At 36.3% G+C, this 15,965-nt stretch carries 14 protein-coding genes; all 14 read left to right on the top strand.

Annotation, left to right across the window (positions count from 1 at the left end; genetic code table 11):
- Positions 1-2: 2 nt before the first annotated feature.
- Complete coding sequence (locus FC37_RS10790) at positions 3-863, top strand: LysR family transcriptional regulator (RefSeq protein WP_236697285.1); 861 nt, start codon at positions 3-5, stop codon at positions 861-863.
- Between the two features lie 106 nt (positions 864-969).
- The gene (locus tag FC37_RS05515; RefSeq protein WP_025005303.1) at positions 970-2,790 is read left to right on the top strand and encodes an FAD-dependent oxidoreductase; all 1,821 of its coding nucleotides are present in this window, start codon (positions 970-972) and stop codon (positions 2,788-2,790) included.
- 12 nt (positions 2,791-2,802) lie between these two features.
- The gene (locus FC37_RS10970) at positions 2,803-3,507 is read left to right on the top strand and encodes an FAD-binding protein (protein WP_081776551.1); all 705 of its coding nucleotides are present in this window, start codon (positions 2,803-2,805) and stop codon (positions 3,505-3,507) included.
- Positions 3,508-3,519: 12 nt separating this feature from the next.
- Positions 3,520-4,311: an FAD-binding protein gene (locus FC37_RS10965; protein ID WP_025005304.1), complete on the top strand. Its 792-nt coding sequence runs from the start codon at positions 3,520-3,522 to the stop codon at positions 4,309-4,311.
- A gap of 7 nt (positions 4,312-4,318) precedes the next feature.
- Positions 4,319-4,636, top strand: a complete 318-nt coding sequence (locus FC37_RS05500) for an FMN-binding protein (protein ID WP_035434143.1) — start codon at positions 4,319-4,321, stop codon at positions 4,634-4,636.
- Between the two features lie 17 nt (positions 4,637-4,653).
- Positions 4,654-6,129 carry an FAD-dependent oxidoreductase gene (locus FC37_RS05495; protein ID WP_025005306.1) on the top strand — a complete coding sequence of 492 codons (1,476 nt, stop codon included), beginning with the start codon at positions 4,654-4,656 and terminating at the stop codon, positions 6,127-6,129.
- A gap of 1 nt (position 6,130) precedes the next feature.
- On the top strand, positions 6,131-7,936 hold the full coding sequence (locus tag FC37_RS05490; RefSeq protein ID WP_025005307.1) for an FAD-dependent oxidoreductase: 1,806 nt from the start codon (positions 6,131-6,133) through the stop codon (positions 7,934-7,936).
- 165 nt (positions 7,937-8,101) lie between these two features.
- Entirely contained in the window at positions 8,102-8,569 is a 468-nt protein-coding gene (locus tag FC37_RS05485; protein WP_006351611.1) for a hypothetical protein, read from the top strand.
- A 376-nt stretch (positions 8,570-8,945) separates the two neighbouring features.
- Complete coding sequence (polA, locus tag FC37_RS05480; protein WP_025005308.1) at positions 8,946-11,609, top strand: DNA polymerase I; 2,664 nt, start codon at positions 8,946-8,948, stop codon at positions 11,607-11,609.
- Between the two features lie 8 nt (positions 11,610-11,617).
- Complete coding sequence (mutM, locus tag FC37_RS05475; RefSeq protein WP_025005309.1) at positions 11,618-12,448, top strand: DNA-formamidopyrimidine glycosylase; 831 nt, start codon at positions 11,618-11,620, stop codon at positions 12,446-12,448.
- Positions 12,445-13,047 (top strand): dephospho-CoA kinase, encoded by a 603-nt coding sequence (gene coaE / locus FC37_RS05470; RefSeq protein ID WP_025005310.1) that lies wholly within the window; start codon positions 12,445-12,447, stop codon positions 13,045-13,047. The genes mutM and coaE overlap by 4 nt, the downstream gene beginning before the upstream one ends.
- Positions 13,048-13,049: 2 nt before the next feature.
- Positions 13,050-13,517 carry a transcriptional regulator NrdR gene (nrdR, locus tag FC37_RS05465; RefSeq protein ID WP_025005311.1) on the top strand — a complete coding sequence of 156 codons (468 nt, stop codon included), beginning with the start codon at positions 13,050-13,052 and terminating at the stop codon, positions 13,515-13,517.
- Between the two features lie 2 nt (positions 13,518-13,519).
- Positions 13,520-14,851, top strand: a complete 1,332-nt coding sequence (locus tag FC37_RS05460) for a replication initiation and membrane attachment family protein (protein ID WP_025005312.1) — start codon at positions 13,520-13,522, stop codon at positions 14,849-14,851.
- Between the two features lie 31 nt (positions 14,852-14,882).
- Positions 14,883-15,791 (top strand): primosomal protein DnaI, encoded by a 909-nt coding sequence (gene dnaI, locus FC37_RS05455; protein WP_025005313.1) that lies wholly within the window; start codon positions 14,883-14,885, stop codon positions 15,789-15,791.
- Positions 15,792-15,965: the final 174 nt, after the last annotated feature.

The raw sequence follows: 15,965 nt of genomic DNA, 5'->3' as shown, positions 1-15,965 counted from the left end.
TAATGATTACATTAACCAAGATGAAATATTTTTGTGATGTGATTGATAGTGGTAGCTTTACCCAAGCTGGGAAAATCAATCATGTTTCGCAAACTAGTATTACTCAACAGATTCATGAAATTGAAAAAGAACTAGGGTATACTTTAATTGATCGGCGGGTTACCCCGGTAAAAGCAAATAAGGTAGGTCAGATTTTCTATTTAGAAGCTAAGAAGGTATTATCGCAATACGATATATTTGAAAATAATATAAAGCAATATATTGATCATCAGTCACTGAAATTAACTATAGGCTATACTTCTTTAACTGATCTACGTGAATTAGAAAAAATTATGACCAAACTGGATTATCAGAATATCGATATCGTAAAAGTAGATGTAGGTCAGGCTGCCGAGGAACTAAAGAATAAACAGTATGATCTAGTTATTTCGTTTCAATCTGAATTTGCTGATGATCCACAAATTGAAAGTATTCCAATTGCAAGTGGTAAATTTATTGCTTGTGTAAATTCAAAACATCCCTTAGCTCACAAAAAAGCAACAATGGTCGAAGTATACCATTATCCTTTGATTATGTTAAAACGAAAGATTATTGGTAAATCTTATGACTTAATGGCGAAGGAAACACGCAATTTAGGATTAAAGCTAAATGTGGTTCAAGAGTGCAACGATGTTTCAACAGAACTTTTCCTGATAAAACATAATAATTATGTGGGATTCTTACCTGACCAATATCCCATTAATGATGAGGATATCTGTAAGGTTGAAGTTGTAGATACACCTCATAAGTATGTTATTTCTCTTGCTATGCTAAGGAATAACGATGATATTAAAACAATAGATTTCTTTAGAAAAGCAAAGTGATTTGTCATAGGTAAAACTTATGGCAGATCACTTTTTTATATTGGCATTTATGTAAGCGGTGACATACTATGAGATTGAAGTAATTTAACTATTAGGAGGCTTAATTATGAAAGATGGCAAATTTGTAGAACAAGCTAAGGGAATGGAAAGACCTTTAACACTTAGTATTGATATAAAAGATAATAAAATTGTTCAAATTAAGTCACAAACCAATGACATGTCTACTCTTGAAGAAAATACCTTAAATAAAATGAGTAATCGCATTATTAAGGATCAATCCATTAGTGTAGATACAGTTTCAGGGGCTACTGTTTCTAGCAATGGTATTTTGGATGCCACACAACATGCGATAAAAGATGCGGGTGGTAATATTCATGACTTTGAACGTCAAGTTCAAAAGTCAGAAGAAACTAACGATGAATCTGATAATTATGCTAAATGGATTAAAAAGCCTAGCCACATTGATAAAGTAGAAAATACAGACTTGGTGATTGTAGGAAGCGGTATTTCTGGTTTATCAGCTGCAGTTCAAGCTGGTTATGAAGACATTAAGACCATTGTGTTAGAGAAAAATGGTTTTGTCGGTGGTAACGGTCTTGGTGTTGAAGGCATGATGGGTGCTCAAACTGCAATGCAGAAGAAGGCAGGTATTAATTTTAGCAAGCAGGAAGTTGTTGAGAATGAGTTAAAGACCATTCAATATCAAGCTGATGGTTCGTTCTGGGTCGATTTAGTTAACAATACCGCTGAGAACATAGACTGGCTGCAAAAACAAGGCGTTCAATTTGATCGTGTAGATGATTATCACCACACTTGTCCATTACCAACTTTCCATTGGTTTAAAGGTGGTAGAGGTGCCACTGGTTATGTTCCGTTCATGGAAAAGAAAGCTAAAGAACTAGGCGTTGATATTAGTACTTCTTCACCAGTAATTGGTTTGATTTACGAAAACAAGACTGTTAAGGGTGTATATGCCAACATTGATGACCAAGTAGTACAGATTAATGCTAAAGCAGTTATTTTTGCTTCGGGTGGCTTTGGTCAAGATAAAAAGCTGGTACATCGTCAAGGTTGGAACACTAAGAACATGTTGTTTGTTGGAATGAAAGGTTCAACAGGGGATGCATATAAGATGGCTATAGCTGCTGGTGCTAAAGATTCATTTGATCGTTCAGCTCCACTGATCACCAATTATATTCAGGCTCTTCCTTTGGGTAATGGACGTGATTTGCTTTCAGGTGGTCCAGCACTTTGGGTAAACCAATATGGTGTTAGATTTACTGATGAAAGTATTACAGACCGCAATGCCATCTTACAATCTCAACCATTTAAATTTATTAAGCATGGATATTTAGTCTTCACACGTAAAATGTTTGCTAAGTATGAAGCTAACTTACAAGACCTAACTGAAGAACAACAAAAGAGTATGCAAGGTATTGATCAATTTGCAGATCAAGATGAAGAGCGTGCATTAAGAATACTTGACCGTTCAGTTAAAGAAAATAAGGGTAATTCTTTATATAAGGCTGATACTTTATCAGAATTAGCAGAAAAGGTCGGTTTGCCAGTTGATGATTTTGTAGCACAGGTAAAACGCTACAATCAATATTGCCAAAATGGTGAAGATGAAGAATATGGTAAAGATCGTAAATTCTTAGTTGCTCTTGATGAGGGCCCATATTACATTGCCCGTTTGGATCAATCTTATGCCATTAGCATTGGCGGAATTGGCGAGAATCGTCACTTTGAAGTTATTGATGACAATTGGAACAAGATTCCTGGTTTATATGCTGCAGGAATTGATAGTGCCATGCAATATAAAGAAATTTACACCATTAACTTAGGTGGATCTTGCTGTGCTCACTGTGTAAATTCAGGTCGTCATGCTGTTATGAATGCGACCGAATATATTAAGTCATTGGATTAGCAGGTGAAAGAAATGAATCAAAAAGTTGATGAAGTTTTAAATTGTGATGTTGTAACTGTAGGTATTGGTGCTGCAGGAATGACTGCAGCAGTTAAAGCAGCTAAGGACGGGGCAAAAGTTGTTGGTATTGATCGTGCACAAGATTTTACCGAAATGAACAACGTTTACTCAACTGCTGCTTTAGCTGTAGAAACTGAAGACGAGAAAAAATATCCAAATTATATGACTGTTGGTGAAGCTTTTCGCTATGTTTGGGAGAAGAATAATTATCAAGCTAATGGTCGATTTACACTTAATGCGTTAAGGGCGACCGGTAAGGCCATTGATTTATTAAAAGATGGCGGAGTAACTTTCATTCCAACATATACAGACGCTAAGCCTGGTGATGATATTACTAAGAGAACAGGTAATATTTACAAAGAATCTGGTCCTAAACGTGCCGCTCAATTTCAAAAAATAGTTGATCAAGCTGGTGTAAAACAACTTTGGTCAACTAAGGTAATAAAAATTCTTAACAATGATCATGAGGTTACTGGAGTTATTGCACAAAAAGAAGATGGAAAGCTTGTACAAGTTAATGCCAAAGGTGGAGTCATTATTTGTGGCGGTGGCTTCTTGCATAATGATCAAATGATCCAACGTTACTATGGCATCCCTAAGGTTTACGGTTATGCTAATGCATTCGTAGATGGCTCAGGAATTAAGTTAGCTCAATAAGCTGGCGCACAAATGGGTAAAAATTTCACGATTGCTATGAATGAAGGCGGTGGGGTTAACCATAAATCTGCTACTTTTATGAAGACATTATGGGGTGACAACTCCTTATTCAGAATTGCTCTTTTGGGTGGAGTAATTGTAAATAACCACGGCTTAAGATTTGTAGATGAAGCAGAATTGTGCAAGCGGACCATGTATAACAGCGAGCCGTTAATCAGAGAAGGTGGCAAATTCTATTCTGTTGTTGATCAAAGTACACTAGATATTCTCAAGACAATGACCTTGGATCAATATACGCAGAAGTATTTGAAGACGAAAGTTACTGCACCAATGTTTGTTATGGCATTTGCTAACCAGATTTTAAAGAATGTTGATCAAGACATTAAAAAGGCAGAAAGTGAAGGTTGGTGCTGGCAAGCTGATACTTTAGAAGAACTAGAGCAAAAGTCACATTTGACTAATTTAAGTAAAGAAATTCAGCATTACAACCAAATGTGTCAGCAAGGTGAAGATACAGAATTATTCAAAGATCCTAACTTTTTGAATCCAATTAATAAAGGACCATTCTACGTTATTGAGAATGACTTCTCCGGCTGGGTTACCCAAGGCGGTATTAAAACTAATGGCGTTTGTTGTGCTTTAAATAAGTTTAATCAAGTCATAAATGGCCTATTTATTGCCGGTGCTGATGGTGACTTCTGGGGTGTACCATACCTTGTTGGTGGCACGGCTAATGGCTTTTCTTTAGCATCAGGATATATTGCTGGTACACAATGCTATCAAAGAGCACTTGATAAAGAATGATCAGGAGATGAAATCAAATGATCAATATGCAACTGATAATGCATCTACTAATAAATGGAAAGATGGTACTTACAATACAGTTGCTCATGGTAGAAATGCAGATTTTGATATTGAAGTCGGCATTAAAGATCATCAAATAAAGCAAATAAAAATTAGTGACCATAATTCAGAGAGCAAGGGTATTGGTTCTAAAGCTGTAGCTGAACTGCCTAGTCGTATTATTAAGGCACAAAGTACTGATGTTGATGCAATAAGTGGTGCCACTGTTACTTCAAACGCAATTAAGTACGCTATTAGGAATGTTCTGGACAAAAATCGTGATTAGAAAAGGAGAAAATTAAAATGGAACAATTTGATATCGTAGTTGTTGGTGCTGGTGCCTCAGGCTTAAGTGCAGGTTTAGCTGCTGCTCAAGCTGGTGCCAAGGTTGCCTTGCTTGAAAAAGGAGACAAATTCGGTGGTGCTGGTATGTTTGGTGCACAAGGGTTATTTGCCGTTGGTAGCAAAGAGCAGGAAGAACATGGCGAAGAATATACCTTGAAGGATGCTTTTCAAGAAGTCATGAATTATACTCACCATTCATCTAATGCTCGTTTAACTAAAGCAATTTTGGCTAAAAGTGCTGATACCATTGAATGGATGAGAAAAAATGGCATTGATACAGAATTGGTAACTAATACACAGGAAGTTCATCAAAATCATCCTAGAACTTATCATCAATTTATTGATAAATTTAATGGCTTTAAGAAGTTTATGGATAACTTTGAAACGGCTGGCGGTACTTTGTTGACTGAAACGGCTGGCAATAAGATTATTCAAGAAAACGGAAAAGTTACTGGCATTGAAGTCATTAGAAATAGTAGAAAAGAAAAAATTGCAACTAAGGCAGTTATTCTAGCTGATGGTGGATTTGGTGGTAATAAGGAAGAAGTAAAGCAGTATTTAGCCATTGATCCTAAAGATCTTTATTCAATGGGTGAACGTAAAGCAACCGGTGATGGCTTAAGAATGTTAAAAGAAGTCGGTGGCGTAAATGACTATAAGCGGATCTTTGAAAATCATGCGGCTTCAGTTGTTACCGGTGCTAAAAATCCTTGGAACAATGGTAACTTAATGACACTGGCTACTTTACCATTGCTTTGGTTAGATCAAGAAGGTAAGAGATTCACCAATGAAGATATAGTCTATGACTTTGCTTTATGGGGTGATACAACATATGCTACAGGTGGACATTATTACTTCGTATTTGATCAAAGTTTTGTTGATTATTTAAAGAATCATGCTTTGAATTGGACTGGATCTTTTGAAAGAACCGGTGCCTTGTTAGCACATAAAGATATGACATATCAAGTAGGTCCAATGAAAGACTTACAAAAAGAAATAGATAGCCTAGCTGGTAAAGATCCTGTATGGAAAGAAGATAACTTAGCGTCATTAGCTCAAGATATTGACGTACCAGAAGAGAATTTTAAGAAGAGTTTGGATCGTTATAATAAGCTGGTTGCTAAAAAGGAAGATACTGATTTTTATAAAGATAGTAAATTTATGAGATTCTCTCTTAAGCAAGCACCATTCTATGCTGTTAAAGCAGTATCAACTACTTTAGGTACAGTTGGTGGCGGATTAGTAAACGAAAACTTCGAAGCTTTAACACAAGATAGAAAAGTAATCCCAGGTGTTTATGCAGTTGGTAACAATGCTTCAGGAATGTTTGATTCATCTTATCCAACTATTGAAGGCTTAAGTAATGCATTTGCTTGGAACTCCGGTCGAATTGCTGGTGAAAAAGCTAGTCAATTTATAAAGGAGGGAAACTAAAATGAGCTTAAAGGACGGTCAATATAAAGTTGTTGCTGAAGTTTATCAAGGCGAAAAGTTGCCATTGATCGTTGATGTCGAAAATGGCAAAGTTGTAGGTATTAAAAGTGAAGAAAAATTAGCTAATACTAATTTGAATAAAGCTGTTATCGACACTTTTTCTCATGAAATTAGTAGAACACAGAGCTTAAATGTTGATGCAGTATCTGGTGCTAGCTATTCATCTAAAGGTATTTTGGCAGCTGTTAAGCAAGCAGTGGTTGATGCAGGTGGTAGTACCGATGACAATGAGATCAGCACTTCTAATGCAGGACATTATGATGCAACCACTAGAACTAATGTCGATGATTATTCTAATTGGCGCGAGAAACCACAAAAGATGGTTAAGACAATTGATACTGATTTGGTTATTGTAGGTTCTGGTATTGCTGGCTTAGCTGCTGCTGTTCAAGCAGGTGAACTTGGTTTAGATACTGTGGTTCTTGAAAAGAACAGTTTTGTCGCTGGTAATGGTGGCGGTGTAGAAGGCATCTTTGGTATTAATACCAAAATGCAACAAGCTGCCGGTATTCATACTGAACCAGAAAAGATCATTGCTAAGGAAATGCAATTAGCACAATATCGTGTTGATGGTTCATTCTGGGTTGATTTAGTAAACAATTCTTCAGCTAATATCGATTGGTTAGTCAAAAACGGTGTTAAGTTAACTAAAGTTGATGATTATGCAGGTATTTGCCAATTTCCAACATTCCACTGGTTTAAAGATGGTGTAGCTGCTTCAGGTTATGTACCATACATGAAGAAAAAAGCTGATGAATATGGCGTTAAATTCTTACTCAATACACCTGCCTATAGCGTAATTTATGAAGACAATAAAGTTAAAGGCGTTTATGCTAAAACTGCAGAAGGATTTATTAAAGTAAATGCTAAGGCTACAATCTTTGCTACTGGTGGTGTCGGTCACAATGCCAAGTTAATTGCTAAGCAAGGTTGGCAAACTAAGAATTTGAAGTTCTTGTCGATGCCATCTAATACTGGTGATGGATATCAAATGGCAATGTCAGTTGGTGCCAAAGATATGCTACAAGAATCTCCTGAATTTATGGATAATTACATTCAAGCATTACCAACTAACAGATTAACTAAGATGGCTCCTGAAACAATGATTGCCGGAGGCGGTCCAGTTATTTGGGTTAACCAAAATGGTAGACGAATTGTAAATGAAAATATCACTTCTTACAATATGCTGTATCAACACATGCCAATTAAAGCTACTAAGAATACTTATGTTGTTTTCAACAAGAAAATTTGGGATCAATTTGCCAAAGTAGCTCTTCTAAAGAAACCAGATCCTGATGAGATTTTAGCCGATGCCGTTAAGAAAAATCGTGGTAATTCCTTGTATGAAGAGAACTCAATTAAAGCTATAGCTAAAGATGTAGGCATCCCCGAGGATACTTTGATTAAGACAGTTTCCGACTATAATGACTTCTGTCATGAAGGTCGAGATCGTGAATTTAACAAAGAAAAGGCAGACTTGGTACCAATAGAGGATGGTCCATATTACATTGGTAGATTGGATAATTCTAACTTAGTCGGTTTAGGTGGTATTGGTGAAAATAATAAGTTTGAAGTAATTGACGAAAACTTCAATACAATTCCCGGTTTATATGCAGCAGGAGCCGATTCTACAATGCAATATCGTAGTGTTTATACAATCACATTAGGTGGGTCAGCATGTGCACATAGTGTAAATTCTGGTCGTCATGCTGTTATGAACGCTAAGAAATATATGCAGAATTTGTAAAGATATACTAAATTAAAAAATCAGACAATCAGAAATGATTGCCTGATTTTTTGTAGAATTTTAATTCTAAAAAGTTTGGAAAATAAATGCTAGGTCGTTCTTTAGATTCAGATAAACTATAATGGATATACACTTTAAATATATCAAGTAATTGGGGAAACAATAATGAAGAAAAATAAATCTAATTGTATTTTTATTAGCTTGATTCTTTTATTAACATTTGCAGTTGGACTATCATTTGCTAAGGTTAAAAATTCAACAGCAAGTCAAACCGTACAAGCAAGTTCTAGACTAAAAAGAGAATATATTCCTAAAAGATTTAGAGGTACATGGTATGCCAATAAGCATGACAAAATGAAAATCACTGCAAATTCTGTTGGTGGTAATGTAGTGGGGAAGACTTATACCAAGTTTTATCATGGTGGCTATAAGGATGTTGATGTAGTAAGCAAACATAATCTCGTTCGTTATCAGGAAAAGTCAATGATTATTCTTTTTGAAAAAGGTGGCAGTGATACAACTTTCCGTGTGGTAAATCGTCATCATAGAAAGGCTTTATATTTCCAGCAAGGTGGAGGATATATTTACTTCTATCGTTCAAGAGCTGCTGCAAAACGCTATGGCAATTATTAATTCTAATAAAAAGATTTAAAACAATTTAACTACTATTCTTGTTTGATATTGATATCTTTTGATATAATTTTACAAGTAGAAAACAAACGTTTTGTCTTAAATCTCTATTTAATTCATGAGAAATGTGAATGAGTCCACCGTTATTGGTATGTTTCACTATTTATATTTATCTAATTCAAGAGGAATGTAAATGCCACAAAAAATAATGGTTTAAAGTCTTCACGACTTCCTTTTTATCTAACTTACGAGAAACGTTATCCAAGTCCCAATCGGGGCTTTTTTCTTTTCCATCAAACAACATGCTGAAATACTACTGCTGAAACTGGTAAAATAGATAAGTAAGTATAGAGAACAATTTTTATAAAAGGGGAATAAAATGGCAGATAAAAAATTACTTCTAATCGATGGTAACTCTGTAGCTTTCAGAGCCTTTTACGCTCTTTATCGTCAACTAGAATCTTTCAAGAGTCCAGACGGCCTGCATACCAATGCCATTTACGCTTTTAAGAACATGCTCGATGTCCTTTTAAAAGACGTTGATCCGACCCACGTATTGGTAGCTTTTGATGCAGGAAAAGTCACTTTTAGAACAAAAATGTACGGCGAATACAAAGGCGGACGTGCAAAAACTCCGGAAGAGTTACTTGAACAAATGCCTTATATTCAAGAAATGCTTCACGATCTGGGCATTAAAACTTACGAATTAAAGAATTACGAAGCCGACGATATTATTGGTACTTTTGTTGATAAAGGTGAGAAGAACGGCTTTACTACCACAGTTGTGACTGGTGACCGTGACTTAACTCAGCTTGCTTCGCCTTCCACTACTGTCGAAGTGACAAAATCCGGTGTTTCTCAACTTGAAGCCTACACGCCTGAACATATGAAGGAAGTTAATGGTGTTACTCCAACTGAATTCATTGATATGAAGGCCTTAATGGGTGATAACTCTGATAACTACCCAGGTGTCGAAGGTATTGGTCCTAAGACAGCTTCTAATTTAATTCAAGAATATGGTTCAGTAGAAAATCTTTACGATCATATTGATGAAATGAAGAAATCTAAGCGTAAAGAGCGTTTGATTCGTGATAAAGACAAGGCTTTTTTAGCTAAAAAGCTTGCCACTATTGACCGTGATTCACCAGTTACCATTGATATTGATGATGTAAAACGTCAACCAGTTGATTATGAGAAACTGCGTCAGTTCTATGAAAAGATGAATTTCCGTAAGTTCTTGGCAGAACTTAATGCGTCAGGTGCTGGTCAAGGTAGTGCAGATGTTGAAAAAGTTGAATACACCGTTTTAAATGATGACAATGTCAAAGATGTCAAAGCTACTGAAAAAGACACTGTTGAATTTTATCTAGAAATGCTCGGTGCTAACTATCACCTAGCTCCTTTTGTTGGCTTCAGTTTGAAGCTCAATGACAAGATCTACGTTTCAAGAGACGTGGAATTGCTTGAAGAAGATAATATCAAGCACATCTTAGAAGACGAAAAGATTAAGAAGAATGTCTTTGACCTAAAGAGAACAATGGTTGCTGCACATCGTTTGGGCATTCACACTCACGGTCTTGATTACGACATGCTTTTGGCATCCTACTTGATCAATAATGAAAATAACTCCAACGATCTTGGTGAAATCGCTCATCTTTATGGTGATTACTCCGTTAAGACTGACCTCGAAGTTTATGGCAAAGGTAAGAGTGAACATGTTCCCGATAATGACGATGAATTGTTCAACCACTTAGCTTCCAAGATTAACGCTATCGAATCACTCAAGAAGCCACTGCTTGAAAAGCTCAAAGACCACGAACAAGATGCCTTGTTTGATACGATCGAAATCCCAACCGCGCGCGTTTTAGCCAGAATGGAAATGAACGGGATGAAGGTTGAAGCAAGTACTTTAATTCAACTGCAAAATGAATTTGCCGTTAAATTGAAGGAACTCGAAGACAAGATTTATGACCAAGCCGGTGAAAAGTTCAATTTGAATTCACCTAAGCAATTAGGTCACATTTTGTTTGAAAAGCTTGGTTTACCACCAATCAAGAAGACCAAGACTGGTTACTCAACTTCAGTTGAAGTGCTTGATCAATTGAAGACACAAAGTCCAATCGTTAGTGAAATTTTGGATTACCGTCAAATTGCCAAGATTCAATCTACTTATGTAAAGGGTCTGCTTGATGTTATCCAACCAGATGGCCGCGTGCACACGCGTTACTTGCAAACCTTGACTGCGACTGGTCGACTTTCTAGTGTGGATCCTAACTTGCAGAACATCCCTACCCGTACCGAAGAAGGTAAGCAAATCAGAAAAGCTTTCGTGCCAAGTGAACCAGACGGCTACATTTTCTCTTGCGACTACTCACAAGTTGAACTTCGTGTTTTAGCTCACGTTTCGGGCGATCAAAACATGCAAGAAGCCTTCAAGACCGGTTATGATATTCACTCACATACCGCGATGAAGATTTTCCACTTGGATTCACCAGATCAAGTAACGCCACTGATGCGTCGTCACGCTAAGGCTGTTAACTTCGGTATCGTTTATGGTATTTCCGATTACGGTTTGTCCAAGAACTTAGGCATTTCTAGAAAACGTGCTCAAGAATTTATCGACAACTACTTCGAACAATATCCTCAAATCAAGGATTACATGGATAAGGCTGTGCAAGAAGCGCGTGACAAAGGCTATGCCGAAACAATTATGCACCGTCGCAGATACTTGCCAGATATTCACGCTAAGAAGTACACCGTTCGTGCCTTTGCTGAAAGAACTGCTATTAATTCACCAATTCAAGGTTCAGCTGCCGATATTATTAAAATTGCAATGATTAACATGCAAAAGAAGTTAGATGAACTACATTTGAAGACTAAAATGGTAGTGCAGGTACACGATGAATTGATTTTTGATGTACCAAAAGATGAGCTAGAAACAATTAAAAAGATTGTGCCTGAAGTAATGCAATCAGCTGTTAAGTTGGATGTGCCATTGATTGCTGATTCTGGCTGGGGACACAATTGGTATGATGCAAAGTAGGTGATAAAATGCCTGAAATGCCCGAAGTTGAAACAGTTCGAAGAACGCTGCTTCCTTTAGTTAAGGGAAAAACTATTAAAAAAGTGATTTTGTGGTATCCAAAAATTGTGGCGACTGATCATGAAAAATTTTTATCTGAATTGCCTGGTAAAAAGATTATCGATATTGATCGCTACGCCAAGTATTTGCTTATTCGCTTGAGTGATAATTTAACGATTGTTTCTCATTTGCGAATGGAAGGAAAGTATCATTTAACTGCGTCTGATGCGCCTAAGGATAAACACGATCACGTTGAGTTTGTTTTTACTGATGGAACAGCGTTGCGTTATAATGATGTGCGCAAATTTGGGCGGATGCAGCTAATTTTAACTGGCACCGAAAGACAAACTACAGGGATTGGTAAGCTTGGAGTAGAACCAAATAGTTCTAAATTTACTTCAGAATATTTAATCAATGGCTTAAAGCGTAAGAAGAAAAATATCAAAAACACTTTGCTTGATCAATCAGTAGTAGCTGGTCTAGGTAATATTTATGTTGATGAGGTTCTTTGGCGAACCAAGATTCATCCTTTAAGTCAGGCCAATAAAATTCCTGTGGAAAAAGTATCTGAATTACATGATCAGATTAATAAAATTATTGCCGAAGCAATTAAGCTGCAAGGCACTACAGTTCATTCCTTTTTGAATGCGAATGGACAAGTTGGTGGCTTTCAAAGTAAATTGCAAGTTTACGGTCATGTAGGTGAGCCCTGCCCAGTTTGTGGTACTAAATTTGAAAAAATTAAGGTTAATGGTCGGGGAACCACTTTTTGTCCTCATTGTCAGGTGATTTATAAATGAGTTATGTCTTAGCATTAACAGGTGGAATTGCCACCGGTAAAAGTACTGCTGATGATTTTTTTAAAAAGAAAAACATTCCGATTATTGACTGTGATCAAATTGCCCACGAACTGATGAAACCCGGCAATGCATCTTGGCAAGCGATTAAAGATCATTTTGGGGTAGAATATTTAAATTCAGACCAAACAATAAATCGTAAAAAATTAGGGCAATTAGTTTTTAGTAATAAAAGAGCCTTGTCTGAATTAAATCAGTTGACGCATCCGTTAATTTTCGATAAAACAGTAGCAAAGATAAAAGAATATCAGAATTTTGCTCTTGTTATTTTAGATGCACCAGTGTATTTTGAAGCGGGATTGGATAAAAAACATGTAGCTAATGGAGTTTTAGTGATTACCCTTCCTGAGCAATTACAGATTGAACGTTTAAAAAAGCGTAATAATCTATCTGACGAGGAAGCAAGAATGCGGATTAATAGTCAGATGCCATTAGCTGAAAAAGAAAAAATGGCCGATTTTGTAGTGGCAAATACTGGTACAATAAAAGAATTAGAAAATAAACTAGAACAGATATTAATTAAGAGCAAAGAAGAGGGATAGCTATGGAATGTCCAAATTGTCATCAAAATGCCTCCCGCGTTATTGATTCACGTCCTAGTGATGAAAACCGGGCAATTAGAAGACGTCGAGAATGTGAAAACTGTGGTTTTCGTTTTACCACTTTTGAAAGAGTCGAAACAGCTCCGTTACTTGTAATTAAAAATGACGGTACGCGTGAACCATTTAATCGCAAGAAAATCTTGCATGGTGTAATGGCTGCAGGACAGAAACGACCAATTAGCAGTGAGCAATTTGAGCAATTGGTTGATCATGTTGAAAATAAAGTAAGAAAGCAAGGCATTAGTGAAATTTCATCTAAGAAGATTGGTCAATACGTTATGGATGAATTGGCTGATCTTGATGATGTGGCTTACATTCGTTTTGCATCTATTTATCGTGAATTTAAAGATATGTCTAGCTTCATGAAGACTATGGAAGACATGATGGCTAAGAAAGGTAAGGGCAATTAGTCATGTTTGAGACGTCTGATCCCAAACATCTTTATTATGTAGCCAATCGTGTGAAGCGTTTTCCCGAAGATGAAAAAGTTTTAATCAAATTATATCAACCGTTAGTAGGTGCCGTAGCAGTAGCGCTATATCAGACTTTGATTCAAAATTATGATCCGTATGGCATAATTTCCGACTCGAAGGGGATATATTCATTGCAAGAGCAATTGGATTGCAGTTTGAAACAATTATTTGATTCATTGCATAAATTAGAGGCTGTGGGATTAGTCCAAACATTTTTGTCTGATAATGTATTCAATAATGTTTTAGTTTTTAAATTGCTGCAAGTTCCAGCTGCAGACAAATTTTTTGCGACGCCACTTTTAGCTAGTTTATTAAAAGAAAAGGTTGGTGTATCAGCCTTTCATGATTTAAGTCATGCTTTTGCTCAAGAAGCAAAATTAAGGGAAAAACCTATTAAAAATGCTAAAGACGTGTCAGCAAACTTTTTTGATGTTTTTCGTTTACCTGGGGATGAAGCAATCACTCCGTCTAGTGATGTGGTTCAAGCCGCACAAGAAAATAAGATTCATGAAGTTGAAACTGCCAAGGTGAATGATCACGATAGTATTGATTGGGATTTTATCAAGCAGGAGTATAATCGCTATCAAATTCCAGCTAGTGAAATTGACCTTAATAAAGATCAAATTCGTGGTTTAATCCAAACGTATGGCTTATCAGAAAAAGAATTTGTGGATGAAAGCTTGCCATGTCTTCATGGCTCATATAGCTTAAATATGCATGACATTAGCAATACTTTAGCGGAAAATTATAAGAGGGCTAATACTAGAGAAAATGTACAAAAGCAGTTAAATGAAGGGCAAAAAAAGGCATTAGCTGTGATTAAAGATATGGATGACCATGATAAAAAGCTGTTAAAAGCAGCTAATGAGAGTTCACCCGCTGAATTTTTGTATAAAATAAAAACGCAAAAAGGCGGTATAACTAGTGCCAATGAGAAGCAGATTATTAATAATTTGCACACCCAGTATGGGTTGCCTGAAGACTTAATCAACATTTTGACCTATACATGTCTTACTTATGACACAGTAGTTAGTTCTAATTTGGCTTATAAGATTGCCAATGACTGGCTGCAACATGGCGTGGCTACAGCCGTACAGGCTTTGCAATATGTGAAAAAGCGGCGCAATAGCTTTGGTAAGAAAAAATCTGTTCGAACTTATCAAAAGCGAGTCGAAAAAGGCACTGATTGGAGTAAGAAAAAGGCTGATAGGGATGCTGGCATTTCTACCGAGCAATTGAAGAATTTATTTAAGGATTTAAATAATAAATAGGATTCAAAGATAATTGGAAGTAGGTGAAAAAATGGAGCCAATTGGCAATGTAATTAAAAAGATTGTAAAAGAGCGTAATCTGGGTGATGAACAATCTTTGATAGAACAAGCCTTGCGTGATCCCGATGTGCAGTTATTTATTCATGCAAATGCAGATAAAATTGATCAAAAGATGATTCGAAATAGTATATCTAACTTGTATGAGTATTATTCTCAAAAGCATACTGCAAGTAGGGTGATGGCAGGGTATGCTCCCCAATTATTTTTGAATGGTAAAGTAATTGATATTCGGTATGTGCCAACTAAGGCAAAATTAGCTCAAGATCGCAAGCAAGCTGCCGAGCGAAGATTACAACTAATCGATGTTCCGACTCGTCTTCATGATGTGAGTTTGAGTGAAATTGATGTAAATGATGATCGTAAACAAGTTTTAACTTTGATCTACGACTTTTTAAGAAAATATAAGCAAAATCCGCATATTCAGGGACTATATTTGTCAGGTGATTTTGGTGTTGGTAAGACATATATTTTAGCGGGATTAGCTAATTATGTGGTCACGAACATGAATAAAAATGTTGTGTTCTTGCATGTGCCAACTTTTATAGCCGGATTAGCAAGTCATTTTGACGACAATAGTTTGCAAAGTGAAATTCGCCGTTTGTCTGAATGTGATTTATTGATTTTAGATGATATTGGTGCTGAGAGTCTCAGTCAATGGTCACGAGATGACGTATTGGGTGTAATTTTACAAGCTCGGATGGATAATGTTTTACCAACATTTTTCTCATCTAATCTTGACATGGAAGCATTAGAATCTCATTTTGAAGAAACACGTAATGCGACTGATCCAGTAAAGGCTAGGAGACTTATGCAGCGAGTACGTTTTTTAGCTAAAGAAGTTGTGGTTTCTGGACCCGATCGAAGAAATTCTTTGCATTAATTTAAAAAAAGGTCTTGCATCTAAAAGTTTCGTGCGTATAATGAGAGTTAATTAAGCGAGACATGATAGCTTTCGATTCAGAGAGAAGAACCTTGTTCTGGAAGTTCTTCATTAGAAAGTTACCCCAATCGCTTATTCTCAAAGTTATTAATATTAGGTTGGATGCCTTTATCA

This window comes from Lactobacillus gallinarum DSM 10532 = JCM 2011 (genome assembly GCF_001434975.1).
Taxonomy (GTDB): domain Bacteria; phylum Bacillota; class Bacilli; order Lactobacillales; family Lactobacillaceae; genus Lactobacillus; species Lactobacillus gallinarum.
Note: the sequence above shows the minus strand (reverse complement) of the source record. Positions and strands in the feature narration are given on the sequence as shown.